The following is a 21,931-nucleotide window of genomic DNA, read 5'->3' as shown; positions in this document are numbered from 1 at the left end:
CAACCTATATCATGAAGAGTATTTCCTCACTGATCATAATATTCCTCATTTCAACAACAGCCGTAGGCCAAATAACCGGACGCTATACAAATATCAACGTTGGTGGTTTATGTAGTAAAACCATTATACTACTTCCTAATGGCTTTTATCATGTAGAAAGTGGATGCGAACAGTATTCATCCTTTTCTATGGTACCTGGAGAATGAAAAGGATCAAGCCAGCAGGAAGTAACAACACAATGCGTACCCTCACCACGGTTATTGGATACACTTCTGAATAAAGTGAAAAGCACCTTTGATACGCCCTCTTCTTTTAGCAGATCATAATAGTCAACATAGCAGACTATGCAGCGATAATACATGTGAAGGTGGCTTCCTTCCAAACAAAAAGAATACCAGCAGTGTTATCTTATTATTAAGCAGCGAGTTGAGTACTGACTTCAGTTCTCATCAATAACTATTACCGCCTGCGCAAAGTGAAACAGCGCTATCCCCAACGTATTAATATCGACTCAATGGCGACTTAAATATTTACAGAATCATTGAGATTAAAATAATATTATATGAAACTGAATGTATTGAATGCCGAGAATATAAATTCAAAAGAATATTGGGATGATAGGTTTAGCTCAGATCATAAGAAGTCATGGAGAGCCAATGCTGGTGAGAATCAAACTAAAATTTTCGCCTATGAAATAGTAAAAAGACTAAAAATGAATACCGGCTTCCAGGGTACTATTCTTGACTTCGGTTGTGCATTAGGAGATGCAATACCCATTTATAAAAAACACTATCCTAAGGCCAGATTTATTGGTATCGATTTTTCAACCGCAGCGATAGATATTTGTATTCAGAAGTTCGGGGACATCGCAACGTTTATGGCCAGGGATGTTGATAGTATTCCCTCAGTAGATGTTATTATCATGTCAAATGTATTGGAACATTTACCTAATGATAAAGCTGTGGTAGAAAAACTGCTCAGTAAATGCAAAGACCTGTATATCGCCGTTCCTTATGATGAGCAACAGCCTTTACATGAAGAGCATGTCAATTCATATAATCGCAACACTTTTGATTATCTGAACGCTGATAAGGATGTTTATCTATGCAGGGGATATACCGCTAAGCAAATATTGACATCATATATCTACATCGAATTGAAAAACATCATACGCCCTCTTTTCAATGTTCCTTTATATAAAGGAGGACTTTACCGGCAAATCTTGTATCACATAAAGAGTCAGCAAGGTATTTCCGCACGGAACTAACCAAGCGACAGGTTATAGCTGACGATTACAGTTCTTCCCATAGTCATTATCCATTATCATTGATTAAGTAGCCGGGGCTGGCAATATCAACACCTATATATGAGACTGTTGGCGGAGCCATTCTACATGTGTACAGAACTCTCCTTTCTGCTGCAGGTATCTCAGGAAGCTACTTAACCGCTGTTCCATTTTGCTGCCTGAAACGCGGCGGATATAGCCTGGTAACGTATAGGCGCCGAGGTCAGCCAACTCCCATGGATGGAAGTAACAGGCCAGCATACGGTCCTTTCGCAGGATGGTATTGCTGAAATGCCGCGTAACAAAACCAGGCATGTTCTTGATGCTGAGCCAGAAAACAGGATAGCGGCACAGCGGTGAAACCGAAGAGGGCATTATCCAGAGGTCGTTCTCCAGGAATGGCGTTCTTGGCTTATCCCAGTTATTATAACGTCCCGGCAGCCAGGTCGGGTTCAGGGAAGCATCATACAGGTAGCCGGCGCCCTTCAATGTTGCTATGTCAACCGGTTTGAGACGGGGCATACGGAAACCGTATACAGGCATGCCCGTTATTTCCTGCAATGCCAGCCGTGAGCTTGCCAGGTGCGCTGGTGTAAATTCACTATGATAATAGGCGTGTGACGCCACTTCATGCCGGTCTGCCAGCTGGCGAACCAGTTCAGGGTAGTGTTGCGCCCAATAAGCAGTAACAAAAAAGGTAGCCCTTACGCCATAACGCTCAAACAGGTCCAGCACCCTCATCAACCCGTCGTGAGAAACAGACAGTTGCTCCTGCAGCGGCACCTGGCCCCCAAATTCCTGGGGAATATCGAACTCCTCCACATCTACGCTTATCAATAATCTGTTAGCCTTACTCATGACTCATTTTTAAGATACTCAGATAGTTCCGCAGCTCCCGCAGCAACACCTTTGGCCTGAACGACGAAAAGCTGATGCCGGGGCGACAAGTAATATCCAGGGATTCCATGGTGATCAAGGGGTCCTGGCTTGCCTTGTAAATAAACTCACTATCATACAAAAAGCCGTCTATACGGGTAGATAGTAATATGCGGCGTCCATGCGGGTTAAAACCTTTCAAACCTGCCTGAGCATCATCTATCTTCAGATGCAGCAGGAAACGGTTCATATAGCGGCTTACCCGTGTAATAAATTTTCTTCTGACTGGTAACAACTTCAGATAAGCTGCCCCCCTTTCTCCTGCTACTACGTCCGTTCCCTTCAGCAGCTGCTCATATACCTTTTTTATAACGGCTACGCCAAAAGGGAAATCCAGGTCTGTATATATCTGGAGGTCAAAACGGCCCCTTTTCGAGCCTTCCCGCACTGCATGTCCCTTGCCGCAGTTGACGGGGTAGCTAACAATGATGATGTCAGGGATAGCCGACTGGAGCTGCGTGATCTGTTGCGCGCCAAAATTTCTTGTGGATCCATCATTCACCACTATAAGCTGTACAGGCACTGGTGCCAATATGTGCCGTACTTCTTCATAATGTTGTAGCAATGTTTCTACCCAATTTTCGGGGGGATTGCAGCAGGGCAGGATAAGATCAAGACCGGTCGTTTCGGTCAATACCTTCCCCTCCCTTATATTAACTGCAACAGGAGTTAATAAAGGTTGTACAGACATATAGCGGTTATGTTATTTATTGCAGAAAGTAACGTTGGATTTTCTCCATACCCCTATCCGTGCCTGTAAAAAAAGCAACACAACAGTACAAGGCAATGCTTTTATATGCCAGGCAATGGCATACTGATTAATGAACCTCGGCATCAGGTCTGTTGGCGAAAGAGATACTACCACTAACGTGAACCATAACAGCCCTTTGCGCCAGCCTGGGGATAACGGCATAGTATAGCAACCAATGGCTACACCGGTAACAGCCATAACATAGGTAGGCGATTCCGTGCTTTGATTAAAGACCACGATCCATATCAACAGATAGGCCAACAGCATCCAGGGATACCCCTGCATACGCTTTACCAGCCCGCATATCAACGCGTGCAGCAGCATGGCCACTGCTACCAGTAATGCTATCTTGTCAAACAGCTCAATAGCAGACGTTTTAAGACCCAGCATCACATGCAACATTCCCAGTAGAGAGCCATCCTCTTTAATGGTGGTGCTTGTGAGCAGCTGGAACCAGTCAACATAATGCTGCCAGAGCAGCTGCGGAGAAATAAATAATAACGGTAGTGCGGAACCGACGATGGTCCATACCAGGCCCCAACCAATAAATGCACCTTTCCGCGGAAAGAACAGGAAAGCCAGGCCCGTAATAGCGCCATACCCTTTTATGAAAAAGCACAAAGCTGCAAACAGAGCGGCACGCATAGACTGCTGACGTTGCAGGCTTACAACTGTCAGCACCATGAATGACGCCATAGCAGGGTTGGTTTGTTCAGATTGTATGGCATTACTCAGCTCAATGAGCAGGAACCAGGCAACCATGCATTTAATAGTGTCTGCAAAAGGCAGCTTGCGGATCATGTAGAGAAAAATAGCCGTACTGGCCAGCATCCAGCCCAGTAGCCCCACTTCTTTTGGCAACAGCGCAAAAGGCGCAAACAATACAGGGAATGACGGATGATACAGGAAATAATCATAATACTCCGCCGGATACAATTGATATAACGGTAACTTATGTACGAGATGATAAAACGAAGTACGGAAAATGATAAAATTATTATAACGCCCCGTAACAATCGCCTGTATGTACAATATAATGGTGGCAACAAAATATATAGCGGCAATGACCGCCGGTTGTCTTAACCATCCTGGGATTTTCTTGCGCCAAAAAGAGCCGGCGTCAGGTACAGCTGGTATTGTCATAAATAAACTATAGGTATCCCCCGGATAAATATCTGTTTTATCGCGGTATAGCGCTTAACAGCATTTAACACTATTTAACAGTATTTAACACTATTTAACGTGCAAATATGTAGAATGTTACAATATGCTACAAAGGAAAAAGAAAATTTAAGGCGTTTTTAATCCTATTACCATAGACGGTTTTTTGTCCCCCTACCCCCAGGGTACTATCGGTAAACATACATACAACAGCCACTAACAAATCATATACAAATAGATGGACCAGGGAAAATTTCCCTGGTCCATCTATTTGTCTCTAACGGAGTACATGTGCTGAACTGATCAAGTCCAACTATGCGTCGGGTATGCGTCGGGTATACGCCCGGCGTAAAGCGTATATAAACTATCTCTTTAGTCGTTCGTTCCTTCCTATCCGCCCGCCGTTTGAAACACGTACTAATACTTGATAACTTTATTGCTATATGTCTTCTTGCCAGCGGTTGTTTTAATAATATACATACCAGCAGGAAGATGCGAAAGGCTCAGATTTGTGCCATTCTGTACCCTCTTTGCAGGCAATACCTGCGTGCCGTTGCTGTTGAAGATCTCCACAATAACATGCTGATCTTTTATGCCTTCCGCCTTTACAGTAACATCAGTCGTAAATGGATTAGGAGCTACCATCAGGCTGCTGGTACTTGCTTTAGCAGAAAGGGTACATCCGGCCTCAAATGTCCATATACCGGAAGTCGCCCTGAATTTTACATATTGTGCATCCTCTCCAAGGAAGGTCACACCTGGCACAGTTGTTACCGTTGCACCATTTCTCCAGATAACGATACCATTGACCTTGATCTCTTTCAGGCCACAGGTAATAGCGCTCTTAGGAATGCCTACAATACCAGTTGTACCGGACGGGGATGTCATCGTCTGTGTAAGTCCGGATCCACTGGTGGCAACACTTACGCTGATATTGCCTTTAATGGTCGGTATCACACCTGATACATTCGTAAGACCTCCTAACTGCGGCAGGAAGGAAAACTCTTCATATGCCGGCAATGTAGGACGCACTCCCAGCACAAAAGCACTCATGACGTACAGTGGTCCTGCGGCCCAGGCATGGTTATTACTATTGCTTGCTGGAAACTCTTCCCATAAAGTAGAAGACCAGCTATCGATCATGCCTGCATAGCGGTCTTTCATTCTTTTAATACCAGCCTGGGGATCAAGTTGCACCATGGCCTGTTCTATGTACATCTCCTGGTAGGGACTTGCATTGTACTTTGTTTTAAGTACATTCAGTATCGCCGCTTTCTGTGCGTCATTAGCCACGCCGGCAAGGAAGGCCCAGGCATTGCTTCTGTCATCTATGATCTGTGATTGCACACCACCGGCAGTACGATGATAAACATAGGCATTTGCATTGCTGTTCCAGAAGTAATTATTAAAGTTACTTCTTACTCTGCTCAACAACTGTTCGTAATAACGTTTATCCGTCACATATCCCAGCGAATTGGCGATATTGGCAGCCGATTCAAGGAACACGGCATAAATACCATTATAAACCGTATTAGCGGCGCCTGCAGGAGTAGCATCCTTGTTATCACCCCAGTCAATCCAGTTCCAGGGACCATCCTGCCATACAAGCATACCATCGCTGTTGGAGGAGTTCACACAATAGACAGCAAATTTCTTTATAGAAGGATAGAACTCTTCTAATAAAGCCCTGTCGCCTGTATAAGCATAATACTTCGCTAACATGGCAATCGCCGCCAGGTTCTGGTCAGGTAAATGGAACGCAGTACCAGGACCTGTCGTATATAATGATCCGTCGCTTTTCTGTGAACGCAGCAATTCACGGTAACCTTTGCGGGCGAGCAGATTCGAAGACGTGTCATAGAGATAGAAGGAGTAAAGGATCTGCTGGGATACATCACCCCACCATTGCCCTCTCTCCCTGTTAGGACAATCATAGAAAATATCTCGCATGCAAACACGGGACGTTGCTTTGGATTTATTCCACAAGCTGTTAAGCCTTGCGTCATTTGACGAGAAGGTTCCCGGTACGGTTGTATTATAGCTGGTTTCACGATACCTTAATATCTGTATCTGCACAGGACCGGTCACGTTTGAGAATTGATAACTCACCGTATCCCCGCTGGAATTCTGCCAGGCATAGCACTCAAACTCCTGCTCTCCTGCCCTGGTAATATATTCCTGCCAGTAAAACCGGTTCACTTCAATCCTGATCTTAACACCGGCTGGCGCAGTCACTTTCAGATATGGTCTCAGCTGTATATTAGTACCAACTCTTGCAGTAATGATACTATTGGAGCTGATGGTAGGAGGAAATGAAGCAGCATTGGTATAAGCGCCCAGCTCATATTCTTTCCACATCGGTATGGTTCTGGGCACTAACTGATTCCATGGGGCTACACCTGCTATTCCTTTCTGAACAGCATAAGACCAGCCGCTATCATCATAGCCGGCAGATGTCCATGCGCCGGGGTCTGCCTGTGCATTGTAAGAAACCGGCCAGGCAATCCATTTGTAGTCGCTGTTGTCGAGAATAAGCTGAGTCGTCGCTCCAAACGAAGGATGTACCTTCACCTTCCAGGAGGCATCAGAAACAATAGACGAGGGACTGCTACCTGACAAGGATGATTCAAACAATAATCCACCATTATTCGTTACACGCTGTGAATATGAATTATTGCCGCCTTTATGCCAGACAAGCACCGCAATGGTATTTTCACCTGCAGTGAGATAAGGCGCAATATCCACTTCGTCATAATAAGTATTTAACAGATCGGGACGTACATCCAGTCCACCATCCTTTACGACCAGCTGATTATTAACATATAACCAGTATTTGTTTTCCGCAGCAATCCTGGTCAGCGCACGACCTGGTTTAGCGGAAAGCGTTACTTTCTTTCTCAGGGAGAGCCATGTATTGGCTGGTCCCGCATTAGCGGTCCATATCCAGTTAGCCTGCCATGATGAAGGATTGATCTTTTGAATGGCCAGAGATGTAACCTTATCATTCCAGTCAGGGCCGATCCAGGGTTCTGATACTGTTCTCGTCAGACTGGCGCCTGAAAAATTATCATCCCAATATACAGTTACCTGGTAACCAGCAGGCACCGTAAATGAAGAAACAGCATCATCAGGCAAACCATAAGCGATCATCTGCGCCCGTGTATAGTTGCCCGGAGAAAGAGCGATCGCCTTGCCCAGGTAGGATGCATCTGTATAGAAAACAGCCTGCTCCTCCGGCGCTACTTTTGTAACAATCAGGGAGGTAACCTTGTCATTCCAGTCAGTGCCGATAAAGGACTCTGAGGCAGTCTTGGTAATGCTGGAACCTGTGAAGTTATCATCCCAGTAAAAGGTGGCCTGATAACCGGTCGGAATGGTATAAGAACTAATGGCATCATCAGGGAGCCCATTGGCAATCATCTGCGCCCTGGTATACGTACCGGGAGATAACGCGACAGCCGTTCCTCCGTAGTTCATATCTGTATAGAAAACGGCCTGCTCCCCTGGCGGCACCCTTGAAACAATAAGGGAGGTAACCTTATCATTCCATTCCAGACCAATAAAGGACTCAGAGGCCGTCTTCGTCAAACTGGCCCCGGTGAAATTGTCATCCCAGTAAAAGGTGACCTGGTACCCCGCAGGAATGGTAAAAGAGGAAATAGCGTCGTCAGGAAGGCCGTTGCTGATCATCTGCGCCCGGGTATAAGTACCGGCAGACAAGGAGATAGCACTTCCTCCATAGTTGATATCTGTGTAGAAAACTGCCTGGTCAACGCGATTACTGGTTGAAGCGCGTACAGATGTGTGACAGATGAAAATGAGGGATTGGGCCAGAAAGACAAGCATATGCCTTCTGAGCCACTTCATAGGTCGCTTTAATGGTCTCATACTGTGTGGATTAAATAGATTTGACTTAATAGATTGCTACATCTGTAATGGATTGGGTGAGTCAACTCGCGGTTATATACCACAATGTCCGGTTTTTTGTGGTAAATAAAAATAATATAAGACGATTTATTAGCTTTAGAGTACTATGTAAGCAAAGTCAGGCACTTACGTAGTTGTGGGGCGTATGGCTCTCAGCATCTCTCTTTTACGTGGAGGCCCCGGCACCTTCTCAACAATAAATCCTGCCGTCTGCATGGCACGTCTGACATTCCCTTTACTGCAATAGGTAACCAATATTCCTCCGGGAGCCTGACAATGATACAGCTTTCTAAAAACGTCTTCCGTCCAGAGCTCAGGCTGGGCAGTCGGAGCAAAAGCATCGTAATAGATGATATCAAAGGATCTGGTGAAGGATACATCCTGTAATGCAAGGTGCGTTTTATGCAGGCAGAAATAAGGATGTATCTGTATGTCTGTATTCCATGGAACGCTGTGCAGGGTAGTCAGACAAGACTGTAAGGCCGGCTCATTGAGCTGCCCAGCGTAATTCAGTTCGTCTGTCTCTGTATAGGTTAAAGGGTATTGTTCAATGGTTTGATAATAGATGTGCTGTTGTTCCCCGATAGCTTCCCTGAAAGTCAGTAAAGCATTCAGTCCCGTACCGAATCCCATCTCCAGGATCGACAAAGTATCACCTGCCCTCTTTGACAGCTGATATTTTAGTCCTTCTTTGATAAATACGTGCATACTTTCCTGCACAGCACCGTGAATGCTATGATACGTTACGTTCCATTCAGGAATGGATATCGTGTGGGACCCATCTGCTGTCACCTGTATCTTTCTTTCCATCCATGCAAAGTTCGGTAATCCGGATATTAACTGCAACGGGGCTTTTGCGACTTGTTCCCCGCCATTAATACCAGCGTCAGGAAGAGATATTGTTTATACAGACGTAGTCCCACTTTTCATCTGCTGACCGTATTTTAATATTTGTCCCAGAAATACATCATCAATTTATTAAAGGAAATTAATGCAGCAGCCGATACTAATCCGACAGCTATAATGCCGGCTCTCTCACTAATTGGTTCACCCAGCACATATGAAAACGTCATTAACAATAACAGAAAATTGGCAATCAGTAGAATGATCAGTTGTGTCTTCCTGGATATCTTCATTTTTGTATAGGTATTAGGTTATTAAACAAGTAATTTTTACGTGGAATTATAATAATATAACCTTCAAAGGCTTTGTCAATATACGTCTTATTTTATTTATACCGATACAATTTTACTCGCTGAATACCCCAGTCCTCCATAGCGATACGTATATGCCTTCCCTGATGCGTCTGATCTCCATTCAGTCTTCTTCCCGGCACCCACTTGCCGTTATTATACACACCTTCCTCTGCGGATAAAATTCCCACAAAAGGAGCAGTTGTATCCGTTGTAGCAGCTGTAATAACGATACCCGTTCCTGCTACAATAAACTCGTCATCACCCGTACGGATAATGATACCGCCTGCTTCCGGCCATTTCTCACGGGGAACGCCTGACCATCCCAATGTTCCATCATGCGCAACAGAAAGGATATAATCACCGGAAGTGATTTCCGTACGCAGCATTGTTGTATCAAGCAATACACCCTCCATACGACCGGTGCCCTGATAAGAAAGAATAGCCGGCGCCAGTTGTCGTAAGAGGTCATAACTTTTGGCCACTGTTTCTTCCTCCGGTTTCTTAGTAGACTCTATTGAAAAAGGAGAAAAACCGATAGCCTGATAATGTCCTACTGCATACAGGGCTTTTGCCCCATCTGATGGTTCGAAGCGGATCTCAGGAATGAAAAGCGGGTTGTTCCTCCGTATATAGAGATCATTGTAATACCTGAAACGGGGATTATAAAAGTCAGGTGAGAGTATATCTATTGCAGGAGCGCCTGCCTGCCAGATATCAAGCAGATGCGGCAAAGGACCTCCACTGGGATATACCCCCGGGTCTACATTCCTGTGATTCAATGCGCAATTGACAAACATAGGAAGTGCATATTCCGCCTTTCCCTCATGGGCAACAGTATTCGCATACTGAGCGTAATACCATGCCTGGAAAAGCTCCTCAGTAGCCATGCGCTTGCCAAACACCTGCTCCCAGGTACCGCTGGTCCGATACCCACTATAAGACCAATGCGCCTTCAATTCAGGAACAATGGAATCCTTATGCTTAACCAGGTAATCCATCAGGGCCGCAGGTACCTGGCCACTATAAGCGGTATTAGCAGCCGGTGTATGTTCCCGCGGCTCGGGTAGCATGCCGATCTCATTTTCTACCTGCACCATGATAACGGTACTATATGCGGCATCTATTTCCCGAATATGCCGCATGAGCGCTTTAAATGCCTTCACATCAGCAGCCAGGTTATTACTGCTAAAAGCAGAAAGGATCTCCTGACCACTTCCGTCGCTCCGTAATGCCCTTGGAAACCGCTGCTGATCTTTCTTTACCCAGGCTGGTGCATAACAGCTCACACTATTCTTCCAGGCGCCAAACCACAACAGAACGAGATGCATATTGTTGCTACGGGCCTGGTAAATAATTTTATCTATCACAGAGAAATCAAACTTATTCTCAACAGGTTCTATCAACTCCCAATACACCGGTGTCAACACTGTATTCAGCTGCATCTTCTTCAAGGTTCCCCATATGTCTGTCATATATTCAATACTGGATGCACTTGAATTTCCCAGTTCACCACCCAGCACAAGAAAAGGCGCACCTTTAACTATCAGCTGCGTAGCTGTACCTTGTTTCTTTAACTGCGGAAGACCAGCAGCATGCTGCTGTGCGCTGCATGTCAGGAAAGGTAACAACAGGATCAGTAAAGTAAATATACCAGCACGTAACACAACATGGCCGGGAGCAAACGAAGATCTTGTTTGTTCCATCTGTAGAATAATTTTATGTTTTGATCAGTAGCAGCGATGCAAATAATATCCGGAGGATTATTTTTCAGAACGGGAACACTTCCAATCACACTGCCATAACTAAAATAAAGACAATTTCTAAAATTGCAACCGATTGTGTTATTTATTTTCCAAAAAAGTTTACTTTAGCTGTACAGATCAATTACACAAACGATTGTGCTGTATTGTCCACGATTATGAGTGCCTGGAATTGCTCTCTCATTTTACATTTTATCGATACTGACCTTTATGGCTAACGAAAGAGAGGTAACTATATATGATATTGCCAGGGAGTTGAATATATCTGCAACTACGGTCAGCCGCGGCCTGCAGGATCATCCTACCATCAGCAAGAAGACAAAGAAAAAGATATTTGAGCTTGCTGAACAGCTGGGCTATCGCAGCAATCATTTTGCCCGCAGCCTGCGCAACCAGAAGACAAATACATTCGGCATCATCGTACCCCGGCTGAATAGCCACTTTATGTCATCAGTGATTGCCGGTATTGAAAATGCCGCCAACGAACATGGGTTCTCCCTCCTCATAGCACAGTCTTCCGAGTCTTCTGTAAAAGAGGCTTCCAGTGTCAGGACCATGTTTGACAGCCGGGTGGACGGACTGCTTGTGTCGCTGGCCGTTGATACCACCGAACTTAATCACTTTGAGCACTTCTTCAAAAAGAACATCCCGGTGATCTTTTTCGACCGTGTGATGCCACATGAAAACTCAGTCAATATCCTGATAGATAATCGTCAGGCCGCCTACAACGCCACCAGGCACCTGATAGAACAGGGCTGCCGCAGGATCATGCATATCACCGCTCCTACCCTGCAGAATGTATATAAGGATCGCCTTAAAGGCTATAAAGAAGCCCTTGGAGAGCATAAGATCAAGTTCAGGGAGGATTATGTCGTCATTACGAATTTAAGCCAGGAAGCGGGCGCAGAAGTGGCAAAGTCGATATTGAAGATGAAGACACTTCCCGACGGCGTCTTTGTTTCCAACGACAGCTGCGCCGTAGGATGTATGCTGGCATTGAAGGAACAGGGTATCCGTATTCCCGAGGATATTGCCTTTGCCGGGTTTAACAACGATCCTGTAACACAGGTCATAGAGCCCCATCTTACCACCATCAACTATTCGGGTTATGAAATGGGACAGGTGGCAGCCAGGCACCTGATCAATCATGTCAAAGACGTCTCTTTCGTAAGCAGTACCAACACTATCATTCTGCGTTCAGAACTGATCGTGCGGGCTTCTTCCCTGAAGAAAGGCCGTAAATAGCACTTTAACACACTTAACATATGCGCTCTTTACAATTACCCGTTTTAACCATCAACGCTGCCCTGGCATGCATGATCTGCAGCTGCGGACAGTCTGGTTCCACGAACACAACAGACAGCACACTGGCCAGCGTTACGGCCGACAGCAGCACAAAGAAGTATCTCTCACAGCCGCTGGTCAGCCATATCTATACCGCCGACCCTTCCGCACATGTGTTCAACGGCAGATTTTATATCTACCCTTCACATGATACTGCTACCGGTATTCCTGAAGATGACCTGGGCAGCCACTTTGATATGAAAGACTACCATATTCTTTCCATGGATTCCATCGGTGGCCAGGTAACCGACCATGGCGTTGCACTCGACATCAAAGACATTCCATGGGCACATCGCCAGCTGTGGGCGCCGGATGCAGCATTTGCCAACGGCACTTATTATCTCTACTTTCCTGTAAAGGATAGCCAGGATATATTCCATATAGGTGTGGCCACCAGCAGCAAACCGGAAGGGCCTTTCAAAGCAGAAAAAGCACCGATTCCCGGCAGCTACAGTATCGATCCATGTGTATTCCAGGATGATGATGGTAAGTCTTATATGTATTTCGGAGGCATCTGGGGCGGTCAGTTACAACGCTGGAATAACAATCGTTACGACTCTGCTAAGGGGAACAGAAAGCCGGAAGAACTGGCTATATTGCCCAGAATAGCTAAGCTGGAAACCAACATGAAATATTTCGACGGACCAGTAAAAGAAGTACAGGTACTCGATGAAAAAGGTCAGCCCTTCCATGAGAAAGACAATGAAAAACGCTTCTTTGAAGCATCATGGGTGCACAAGTATAAAGGGAAATACTATTTCTCCTACTCTACCGGCGACACACATAACCTATGTTATGCCACAGGCGACAGCCCATATGGTCCCTTCACCTACAGAGGTGTGATCCTTACACCTGTTGAGGGATGGACAAGTCATCACTCTATCGTTGAAAAAGATGGGAAATGGTACCTCTTCTATCATGATGTTCAGTTGTCAGGTAAAACTTATCTGAGGAACGTAAAGGTAACAGAGCTGCACTACAATGAAGATGGCAGTATTCAAACTATCCATCCTTCCTTATAAACTTATCATACAGGCATGTAAAAGGGGAGCCTTGCGGTCTCCCCTTTTTTTGTGCTACCATTTATCTACAACTAGTCTCGTATTCAAAAACACTCCTAATAGCCGGGATTCTGTGCATCTACGCCTCCTGTTCCCAGTTTAGGGTTGTTGTCAATTTCCTGCTGTGGAATAGGCAACAGTTCATCCCTGTTTGCCCTGAAATAACTGATCGGATCTGTTGTGAAGTATCCTTTTTTCCTCCATCTGAGGATGTCACGGTTCCTGATCTCCTCTCCTCCCAGTTCCACCATCTTTTCATGCATAATCGCCTTCGTTACCTGGTCCTTATTACCTACCGGGAATTGCGTAGTTGGATAATGCGGCATCATCACAGAAGCTCTGTCCCTTACCTGGTTGAGGTAATCTACAGCAGCACCTGTATTTCCCAGTTCATTCTCACATTCTGCCAGCATCAGCAGTATTTCCGCATAGCGGATGATACGCTGGTTATTTCCTCCGGGATGATAAGATGCAGTGGATACGCTCATCTTATAGATGAGCATAAACTTACGCCAGCTCACCTTTTTCGTCACGCCACGTACGGTGGAAGCATTCCCGTTCTGCAAAGCATCAGTCAATACATCTGCATCGTTATTGAACTTGTCGCCTGTTTCATAAACAGACCAGTGATAGCGAGGATCTGTTTTAGCAGCGCCGCTTGCCGTATTTTCAAATTCATTGAGGTACTTGTCGGAAGGAATGAGGTTTCTCCATGCCAGCGGACAATACTCCTGGTTGCGGATAGTGGATTGAGCTGTTCCTGAACCATCGCCCGTGCCACTCCAATCGAAGCTATTGTCTCCCTTATCGAAATACACCGCTTCCCATATAGACTCCGCATTAAACTCTGTTTCTTCAATGAAGTTATCATTGTAATTATCCACCAGGCGATAAAGCCCTGCACCGGTCACTTTCAACAGCGCGGCCTTTGCTGCCGCGTAATCGCCTTTCTGCATGTTGACCCTACCCAGCATTGCATTCGCCGCACCTGATGTTGCACGACCCAGATCTGCGTTTCCATAGGAAGGTTTTAACACAGCGGCTGCCTCTGTCAGGTCCTTGATGATCTGTGTATACACTGCATCTTCGGTAGCCCTGGGTTGAAACTGATCTGAACCGCTCACCACAGTGGTATATACCGGCACTGGTCCCCAGAGGCTCACCAGTTCAAAATAAGCCCATGCCCTGAAGAACTTGGCCTCTGCAAGACATTGGTCTCTTACTGCATCATTGTCGGTCACATTAGGCGCATTGCTGATTACTGTATTGGCGCGGTGGATAACAGTATAGAGTCCCTTCCATACACTATTCATCACGGGATTATCTGAAGTAGTGGCGCCGTTCAGGATTTGCGCCCTTGGCACTTCCAGCTGTCCGCCACCGGAAGCAACATCATCGCTTCTGAGGTCTTCCACGAAGAACCATTCACGACCAACGAGATTAGCTGCGTGAAAAGCTGAATAAATGGCATTGGTGCCTTTCTGCATCTCCGCGCTGTTCTTGAAATAAGTCTCCAGTGTGGCGTAACTGGGATTTGTCTTGTCCAGGTCCTTGTTACAGGCGGTGGTAAATACTGCCGCTATTACAGCGGCTATAATGATCTTATTAGAAATATGCTTTTTCATGTCTGATTTTTTTGCTGCTCATTAGAAACCTACCTGCAGGCCAAACTGGAAAGACCTTGCCGCGGGATACTGACCATAATCGATACCATTGGTGAGTGTTGTGTTCTTTGAACCAATCTCAGGATCCCATCCTTTGTAGCCAGTGAAGGTCAGCAGGTTCTGGGAAGATACATATACCCTGAAGCTGCTTATTGCTCCATGAGCAAAGGTGCGCAGAGCTGAAGACGGAATGGTATAACCCAGGATCACATTCTTCAGTCTCAAATAAGAACCGTTCTCGATCCAGCGGTCTGAAACGCGGGCATTCTGGTTAGGATCACCACTGATAGCCCTCGGCATATCCGTATTGGTATGCTCAGGCGTCCATGCATTCAGCACTTCCACACCGGCGCCGAACAAACGGGCCATACCTTCACTCAGTACCCTGGTACCATTGAAGATCTTGTTGCCTTGTACACCCTGGAAGAAGAGGGAAAGGTCAAAGTTCTTATAGTTAGCACTGGCATTGAGCGCATAAGTGAATTTAGGAATATAGGAGCCCAGGAAGGTACGGTCCGCAGCTGTGATCTTACCATCGTTGTTAAGATCTTTGAACTTGATATCACCCGGCGCAGTTGACTTAGCCGGATTAGTACCTGGTATCTGTACAGGGCTCTTGTTCACCTCATCCTGGCTCTGGAAAATGCCGTCTACTACATATCCGTAGAAAGACTGAATAGGCTGACCAGCTACCGTACGGGTAATGTTACCATTACCGAAATCAGCATCAGCACCATCATCGATAGTAGCACCAGGAGTATTCAGGCTCAGTATTTTGTTCGTGATGAACCCAATGTTGCCGGTCACATTCCATTTAAAGCTACCGCTTGTCTTGTTGTATCCTAATTGCAGGTCAACACCGGTATTTTTCATGGACGCAGCATTCAGCTGGGAACCTGTTCCACCGAAACCAAAACTATAGGGAGTAGGAATAGTGAGGATCAGGTTATCCGTCTGACGGCGGTACCATTCTGCTGTAAAGGTGATCTTGTTATTGAACAATCCGAGGTCCAGGCCAACGTTTATCTGTTTGGTCTTTTCCCATTCCAGGTTAGTGCTGGCCAGCTGATTGTAATAAGAGGCATTGCCCACAGTAATGGTATTACCAAAAGGATAAGTAGCACCATTCGCCTGTACTACCGCCTGCCAGGGATATTCATCGTTCAGCACAGCGTTTTGCAGGGCAGGGAAAATACCGATCGCATTCAACCCTGTGATACCCCATCCTCCACGCAGTTTCAACTCGGAGATGGCAGCCACCTGTTTAATAAAAGGTTCCTGGTCCATCTTCCAGCCTGCAGACACAGAAGGGAAGTTCTCGAATTTCCTCCCAGGTGCCCATACTGAGAGTCCATCGCGACGGATAGCGCCACTCAGCAGGTACTTACCCGCGAAATCGTAACTGACACGGCCGATATAAGATTGTATCAATGAAGCGGTCCGCGAAGAAAATGCTGTCACATTGGTAGCACCAACAAGGGTCTCCTTGTCATTGGAGCTCTGGTTACCCGTCTGTGATTCACCAAAGTTATTTGCCTGCTGCCGCTCGTATACTGCTATTGCATTGATATGATGGTTGCCGAAGGTCTTATCGAAGGTGAGTTGTTCGGTATACAGCAAGGTGGTCCTGTTTGTCCGCTGGTCGGTGATAGTGGCTACAGTAGCGTTCCTCCCCTTATCATTGTAAATGGGTGCGAAAACATGCTGAAACTGCGTAACATAGTCAGCACCAAATGTAGAGCGGAAACTGAGCCAGGGTGTGAAGTTCACCTGTGTATACACAGTACCCAGCAGCTTAAAGTTCTGGCGGTGAGCGTCTCCCAGCAGCGTTGCATCTTCCACTGGGTTGGTAGGGTCAGCACCGTCCACACTATTTTCCGCATTCCGGAAACCGCCGTTCGTGGTTGGATCATGTACAGGCAGGTAAGGCAGTGCCCTGATAATGTTCGCCAGGCGGGTTCTGTTACCGGAAGTATTATCGTAGCGCTGTTTGGAATAAGAGAACAGGAGGTTCTCTCCTACCATAAACACCTTGCTGATATTGTGCTCTGAGTTGATGCGGAAATTACCACGTTGATAATTCACTCCCTGTGCGATACCGTCCTGTTTAAGATGACCGGCCGACATATAATAGCGCGAAGCATCATTACCGCCGCTTACAGACACGTTAGACTGTGAGATCAGGGCTTTCCTGAAATAGGCATCCTGCCAGTCGGTATTTGTCTGTGCATAGGTCTGTGAAGTGCCGTCATATATTGGCTGATTAAAATTAGCATCTTGCAGGCGCGGTGGTTTTGCAATGCCGGCTGCCCCGTTTAATGCACGCTCATACTGCAGGTATTGCTGCGTATTCAGCAGGTCGATTGTTTTCCAGGCTGACTGAACACCTACGTAAGAATCAAAGTTCACATGTGGCTTGCCATCGCGGGAACCTTTTTTGGTAGTGATGATGATCACACCGTTTGTAGCACGGGAACCATAAATAGCAGCCGCACTGGCATCTTTCAATACCTCTACCGATTGAACATCCCTGCTGTCAAAATTTGCGAGGTTAGAAGTGGGGAAACCGTCTATTACATACAGCGGATCTGATGCATAGCTGATAGAGCTGATACCCCTGATCCTCACAATAGCATCAGTACCGGGTGTACCATTATTGGTAACGGTCACACCAGCTACTCTTCCCTGCAATGCCTGTTGTACGCTGACAACGGGCAGTTCACTAATCGTTTTACTGCTTACAGAAGCTACAGAACCGGTAAGGGAACTTTTCTTCTGTGCACCGTATCCTATTACGACCATCTGTTCCAGCGACTGCATATTCGGGGCGAGGCTTACTTCATAATTTGCCCCGCTGCCTACTGTAACATGGAAGGGAGTATAACCAATAAAACTAAACTGCAATACTTCTCCGGGAGCAGCATTAATGCTATAGGTACCTTCTGCATTGGTCACCGTACCCCGGCCGGTGTTTTTAACAGAAACAGTAACGCCTGATAGTGGCTTTCCTGTTTCGTCGATGACTCTACCTTTTATAGGCTGACCATTCTGACCGTGCACTACCGTAAACAGGAATAATGCCAGTACAGTCAGCAATGCCGGAAGTAACCGCTGCCCTCTGCCGACAGCCGGACCTCTCCGAAAAAAAACTCGTAAAGCAAGCTTCATAACGCGTGATTGATAGTTTTTAAATGATAAAATGGTAACAAAACAAAAAAATTGTCAATTTTACACCTATAAGTAATCCCATGACGGCGGAAAGCCTATTCCGGGGAAACATAGTTTTTCAAAACGGGAATCATCCTGGTCTTACTTATAGTGGTTCTCAGGCTCAATTGCAGCGTGAAGTACCTACATAATTACCAGATTTTTTGGTCTGAGCTTATCAATAATTGGTTGATATTTCTCAAATCACAATCGGTTGCGTAAATTGAGGTCGTAAACCCGGAAAAGAAATTAGCTTAAACGATTACTAAAGAACAGGAACACGCACCTTGTCAGATACATTAACTATTGTATTCATTTTACAGACCACGTATGCAAGACACGTTATTATTAGTAGATGGTAATAAGGATAAACTGCAAGTCCTATCAGAAAACCTCCGTGAAGATTACCTTATATTCACTGCAGAAAACGGACAACAGGCGCTCGATATGATAGAAAGACACTCTGTCCGGATGATCATTTCCGACAGCCATACACCACTTGTCAATGGCTTCGATCTTTGCACCCGGTTGAAAACAAGCCTGAACTACTCACACATTCCCTTCATACTACTCACTGCGCCCATGCAATCCAGGCTGGATGGTCTGAAAGCAGGTGCAGATGCCTGTATTGAAACACCATTCTCGCCAGAACACCTGAAAGCACAGGTCAGCAACCTGCTGAATAATCGTAAGAAGATCAGGGCATATTATACCAGCTATCCCCTCGCACATATAAGTACGATGGCATACTCCAGGGCGGACGAAGATTTCCTGATCACGTTGAACAAGCTGATTATGGATAACATAGAAAACCCTGAGCTGGATGTAGAGCTGCTGGCAAAACTGATGAACATCAGCGTACCTACCTTATACAGGAAAATTAAAACGCTGTCAGATCTTACACCGAATGAACTGCTGACAGTAACAAGAATGAAGAAGGCTGCGGAGCTATTGGCCGGTACAGGTTATAAAATATTCGAAGTAGCTATCATGGTAGGATTTAACTCACAGAGCAGCTTTGGCAAAGCCTTTCTGAAGCAGTTTAATATGACGCCTACTGCTTTCCAGCATATAAAAAAGGAAGAACAATTTTCAGCCGGAAAATTTACGTTGTAACTATTCTCTTAACCATCTGATCATCTGAGGAAATGGCTGTGCCCCATTTTTCCCGGCATTGACTGCATCATAACAAAAACCACCCCATTGCAATAAGGGGAGATAAAGCATATTTCCGGCAGTATATTGTTCGATATACCATTCAGAAGATCCTTTATAACCATGAGGATGAAAAACGATCGCCGGATCAATATTGAGATGAACACAGGCAGCATAGCTCCAGGCAATGGCCATCATTTCTTCTCCATCTGATTGATTCTTTTCTGTCATTGCGCCTACATTACCATACATCATTTCGCGGTCTGCAGGAAATGCAACAGCAATATGTCCTGCTTCATGTAAAAGATCACCCGGATACAGTAAGCGGCTTTCGTCAACAACAAGGGTTCCTTTATTTATCAGGATGCCAGGTACAAAAGTTTCTTCCGTGATAGTATCAAACACTACCGGGATGCCAATAGATTTAATAAACTGAGTGATCCCTTGAATAAGTGTAGTTGAATTAGTAGTTGTCATAGTATGCCGGATAAACGGGATGCAAGTTAGAGAATTATTCTGCCTCCCTCATATTATCTAGTTCAGTAATTACTGTTATTGCAAATTTATCAGATTTTAATGTTATTCTTCATCATTATGCATGCTATACAGACAGGTGGTCATAACAAATCACCGTTAAATATCGCCAATTAGTCGATATTTTTCACCATTCCATCCAATACAGAGTGTCATTTTGTCCTTCCACCACACACGTACCATTTGGTAAATTTCATCCTCATCCGTACACATCGAATTATTAAATCATACTTAAAATTTAACAACGCTATCTATTTAATAAACTTTCTGCTAATTTTGTACCCCGATGACGAGGTTGTTAATTAATTTTTTCTTATCGCTCTGCTTTTTCCTGTTGAAAGGACATAGCCATCTGTACGCAGGTACAGACCAGGATTATGTTTACAGGTCAATGCTGCAGCATTCGGAAAGTACTGTACACATACGCATTGCAGATGTACGGAACGACCATGCAATGTTCAGTAACAAACCTGCATCCGGGGCCAGAAAAGAAAAGATCAAGGCCACAGAGGTTGAAGACGAAGAGGAAAGTCTTTCAAACAGGAAACATGTAGAGATCAGCAATTATTATCATTTTGACCCGCTTGAACCCGCAGCATACTATAATTACCTAAAGAACCCTTTACCTTTCTGCAATCATTTTTCCTATTTATTTTCTGACAAGTTCATTGTACACCGTGTAATCAGGGTGTGATCTTTCACTGTAGCTTACAGGCTAACCACCATTGCCTGAAACATCTGAAAATATATTTCTGTCGCTTACCGTCCATAGCATCTGCTATTGAGGATATAGCGCTATACACCTTATAAACCACCATTAGTCAGCTACCAGCATCTTATTTAAAACATATAAATACTATGAAGAGAATTGTCATGCTCATGGGCTTGTATGCCATGTTGTGTCATATAGGCTGTAAATCAGCGAAAGAAGAAAAGGAAGAAGGTACCAAACTGCTCGTTACCAGTCCTCTGAAAATGGACACGACAATCACCAGTGAATACGTGTGTCAGATTCGTTCCATACGTAACATCGAACTGAGAGCCCAGGAGAAGGGCTATCTGCAGAACATTTTTGTAGATGAAGGCCAGTTCGTAAAAAAAGGTCAGCTTCTCTTTAAGATCATGCCTACCCTCTATGAAGCTGAGCAACAGCGGGCAGAGGCCGAAGTGAATATCGCAGAGATCGAGGTACAGAACACCAAACCGCTTGCAGATAAAAACGTCGTATCAAAAAATGAACTGGCTATGGCCCAGGCCAAACTGGTAAAAGCTAAGGCTGAACTGGCACTTGCCAAGGCGCACCTGGCTTTTACAGATATCAGGGCTCCTTTTGACGGCCTGGTAGACCTCCTGCATTTAAAACTGGGAAGCCTTGTTGAAGAAGGAGAACTGCTTACCACACTGAGCGACAATAACCAGATGTGGGTTTATTTCAATGTTTCTGAACCGGAGTACCTCGCTTATAAAGCGCAGTCCAACACCGGAAAGAAGCTGGAAGTGAACCTGCTGACAGCAGATAAACAATTGTTCAAACATCCGGGAGTTGTTGAAACGATTGAAAGTGAATTTAACAATGAAACCGGTAACATCGCTTTCAGGGCTACATTCCCTAATACAGAAGGCCTGCTCAGACATGGCGAAACAGGTACTATCCTGATTAAAAGACCTATCAGGGATGCACTGATCATTCCTCAGAAAGCAACCCTTGAGATCATGGATAAAAAGTATGTGTATGTAGTGGATAAAAACAATGTGGTGAAATTAACACCCATCACCATTGCTGCTGAAATGCCTGACCTGTATGTAATAAAAGAAGGACTGGCTGACGGTCAAAAGATACTTCTTGAAGGATTAAGGAAGGTGAAAAATGACGATAAGATCGCATACGAATATGAGGAGCCAAAGACTGTGCTTTCTCATTTAATCCTCGCATCTGAATAAAGTAAGTAT

15 protein-coding genes are annotated in these 21,931 nt (G+C 45.2%); 6 read left to right on the top strand and 9 right to left on the bottom strand.

Translation table 11 applies throughout. The features are described 5' to 3' along the window. The first annotated feature begins 562 nt into the window (after nucleotides 1–562). On the top strand, nucleotides 563–1,267 hold the full coding sequence (locus BLR32_RS28245; protein ID WP_089836999.1) for a class I SAM-dependent methyltransferase: 705 nt from the start codon (nucleotides 563–565) through the stop codon (nucleotides 1,265–1,267). A 93-nt stretch (nucleotides 1,268–1,360) separates the two neighbouring features. On the opposite strand, the gene BLR32_RS28240 is transcribed toward BLR32_RS28245, so the two are convergent. The 6 genes from BLR32_RS28240 to BLR32_RS28210 form a co-directional block, all read right to left on the bottom strand. Then, a complete protein-coding gene (locus tag BLR32_RS28240; protein WP_089836997.1) occupies nucleotides 1,361–2,143 on the bottom strand; it encodes a polysaccharide deacetylase family protein in 783 nt (260 codons plus the stop codon). Next, a complete protein-coding gene (locus BLR32_RS28235) occupies nucleotides 2,136–2,912 on the bottom strand; it encodes a glycosyltransferase (RefSeq protein ID WP_089836995.1) in 777 nt (258 codons plus the stop codon). The genes BLR32_RS28240 and BLR32_RS28235 overlap by 8 nt, the downstream gene beginning before the upstream one ends. 12 nt (nucleotides 2,913–2,924) lie before the next feature. Beyond that, the gene (locus BLR32_RS28230) at nucleotides 2,925–4,115 is read right to left on the bottom strand and encodes a glycosyltransferase family 87 protein (protein WP_089836993.1); all 1,191 of its coding nucleotides are present in this window, start codon (nucleotides 4,113–4,115) and stop codon (nucleotides 2,925–2,927) included. 435 nt (nucleotides 4,116–4,550) lie between these two features. After that, nucleotides 4,551–8,021: an alpha-L-rhamnosidase-related protein gene (locus BLR32_RS28225; RefSeq protein ID WP_089836991.1), complete on the bottom strand. Its 3,471-nt coding sequence runs from the start codon at nucleotides 8,019–8,021 to the stop codon at nucleotides 4,551–4,553. A gap of 165 nt (nucleotides 8,022–8,186) precedes the next feature. Continuing rightward, nucleotides 8,187–8,870 (bottom strand): tRNA (5-methylaminomethyl-2-thiouridine)(34)-methyltransferase MnmC2, encoded by a 684-nt coding sequence (gene mnmD, locus BLR32_RS28220; RefSeq protein ID WP_089836989.1) that lies wholly within the window; start codon nucleotides 8,868–8,870, stop codon nucleotides 8,187–8,189. A gap of 418 nt (nucleotides 8,871–9,288) precedes the next feature. Further along, complete coding sequence (locus BLR32_RS28210) at nucleotides 9,289–10,959, bottom strand: GH35 family beta-galactosidase (protein WP_089836985.1); 1,671 nt, start codon at nucleotides 10,957–10,959, stop codon at nucleotides 9,289–9,291. Nucleotides 10,960–11,226: 267 nt separating this feature from the next. Between BLR32_RS28210 and BLR32_RS28205 the strand changes: the two genes are divergently transcribed. Further along, nucleotides 11,227–12,261: a LacI family DNA-binding transcriptional regulator gene (locus BLR32_RS28205; RefSeq protein WP_089836983.1), complete on the top strand. Its 1,035-nt coding sequence runs from the start codon at nucleotides 11,227–11,229 to the stop codon at nucleotides 12,259–12,261. Nucleotides 12,262–12,281: 20 nt separating this feature from the next. Continuing rightward, complete coding sequence (locus tag BLR32_RS28200) at nucleotides 12,282–13,382, top strand: glycoside hydrolase family 43 protein (protein WP_089836981.1); 1,101 nt, start codon at nucleotides 12,282–12,284, stop codon at nucleotides 13,380–13,382. 95 nt (nucleotides 13,383–13,477) lie between these two features. Here the strand turns inward: BLR32_RS28200 and BLR32_RS28195 are convergent, their stop codons facing one another. Both BLR32_RS28195 and BLR32_RS28190 read right to left on the bottom strand, forming a co-directional pair. Beyond that, complete coding sequence (locus BLR32_RS28195) at nucleotides 13,478–15,046, bottom strand: RagB/SusD family nutrient uptake outer membrane protein (RefSeq protein WP_089836979.1); 1,569 nt, start codon at nucleotides 15,044–15,046, stop codon at nucleotides 13,478–13,480. Between the two features lie 21 nt (nucleotides 15,047–15,067). Next, a complete protein-coding gene (locus tag BLR32_RS28190) occupies nucleotides 15,068–18,253 on the bottom strand; it encodes a SusC/RagA family TonB-linked outer membrane protein (protein ID WP_089836978.1) in 3,186 nt (1,061 codons plus the stop codon). A gap of 369 nt (nucleotides 18,254–18,622) precedes the next feature. Between BLR32_RS28190 and BLR32_RS28185 the strand changes: the two genes are divergently transcribed. Beyond that, complete coding sequence (locus BLR32_RS28185; protein ID WP_089836976.1) at nucleotides 18,623–19,408, top strand: response regulator transcription factor; 786 nt, start codon at nucleotides 18,623–18,625, stop codon at nucleotides 19,406–19,408. Here the strand turns inward: BLR32_RS28185 and BLR32_RS28180 are convergent, their stop codons facing one another. Further along, nucleotides 19,409–19,924, bottom strand: a complete 516-nt coding sequence (locus BLR32_RS28180) for a hypothetical protein (protein WP_089836974.1) — start codon at nucleotides 19,922–19,924, stop codon at nucleotides 19,409–19,411. A 343-nt stretch (nucleotides 19,925–20,267) separates the two neighbouring features. On the opposite strand from BLR32_RS28180, the gene BLR32_RS28175 reads away from it, so the two are divergent. Together BLR32_RS28175 and BLR32_RS28170 are read left to right on the top strand one after the other, a co-directional pair. Beyond that, nucleotides 20,268–20,675 carry a hypothetical protein gene (locus BLR32_RS28175; RefSeq protein WP_143011620.1) on the top strand — a complete coding sequence of 136 codons (408 nt, stop codon included), beginning with the start codon at nucleotides 20,268–20,270 and terminating at the stop codon, nucleotides 20,673–20,675. 164 nt (nucleotides 20,676–20,839) lie between these two features. Next, nucleotides 20,840–21,922, top strand: coding sequence for an efflux RND transporter periplasmic adaptor subunit (locus tag BLR32_RS28170; protein ID WP_089836970.1), 1,083 nt, complete (start codon nucleotides 20,840–20,842; stop codon nucleotides 21,920–21,922). Nucleotides 21,923–21,931 lie beyond the last annotated feature (9 nt).

It is taken from the genome of Chitinophaga filiformis (genome assembly GCF_900102545.1).
Classification (GTDB): Bacteria; Bacteroidota; Bacteroidia; order Chitinophagales; family Chitinophagaceae; genus Chitinophaga; species Chitinophaga filiformis.
Note: the sequence above shows the minus strand (reverse complement) of the source record. Positions and strands in the feature narration are given on the sequence as shown.

Coding starts and splice junctions, on each gene's coding strand:
- BLR32_RS28245 (WP_089836999.1), top strand. CDS start 563: ATGAAACTGAATGTATTGAATGCCGAGAATATAAATTCAAAAGAATAT.
- BLR32_RS28240 (WP_089836997.1), bottom strand. CDS start 2,143: ATGAGTAAGGCTAACAGATTATTGATAAGCGTAGATGTGGAGGAGTTC.
- BLR32_RS28235 (WP_089836995.1), bottom strand. CDS start 2,912: ATGTCTGTACAACCTTTATTAACTCCTGTTGCAGTTAATATAAGGGAG.
- BLR32_RS28230 (WP_089836993.1), bottom strand. CDS start 4,115: ATGACAATACCAGCTGTACCTGACGCCGGCTCTTTTTGGCGCAAGAAA.
- BLR32_RS28225 (WP_089836991.1), bottom strand. CDS start 8,021: ATGAGACCATTAAAGCGACCTATGAAGTGGCTCAGAAGGCATATGCTT.
- mnmD (WP_089836989.1), bottom strand. CDS start 8,870: ATGGAAAGAAAGATACAGGTGACAGCAGATGGGTCCCACACGATATCC.
- BLR32_RS28210 (WP_089836985.1), bottom strand. CDS start 10,959: ATGGAACAAACAAGATCTTCGTTTGCTCCCGGCCATGTTGTGTTACGT.
- BLR32_RS28205 (WP_089836983.1), top strand. CDS start 11,227: ATGGCTAACGAAAGAGAGGTAACTATATATGATATTGCCAGGGAGTTG.
- BLR32_RS28200 (WP_089836981.1), top strand. CDS start 12,282: ATGCGCTCTTTACAATTACCCGTTTTAACCATCAACGCTGCCCTGGCA.
- BLR32_RS28195 (WP_089836979.1), bottom strand. CDS start 15,046: ATGAAAAAGCATATTTCTAATAAGATCATTATAGCCGCTGTAATAGCG.
- BLR32_RS28190 (WP_089836978.1), bottom strand. CDS start 18,253: ATGAAGCTTGCTTTACGAGTTTTTTTTCGGAGAGGTCCGGCTGTCGGC.
- BLR32_RS28185 (WP_089836976.1), top strand. CDS start 18,623: ATGCAAGACACGTTATTATTAGTAGATGGTAATAAGGATAAACTGCAA.
- BLR32_RS28180 (WP_089836974.1), bottom strand. CDS start 19,924: ATGACAACTACTAATTCAACTACACTTATTCAAGGGATCACTCAGTTT.
- BLR32_RS28175 (WP_143011620.1), top strand. CDS start 20,268: ATGACGAGGTTGTTAATTAATTTTTTCTTATCGCTCTGCTTTTTCCTG.
- BLR32_RS28170 (WP_089836970.1), top strand. CDS start 20,840: ATGAAGAGAATTGTCATGCTCATGGGCTTGTATGCCATGTTGTGTCAT.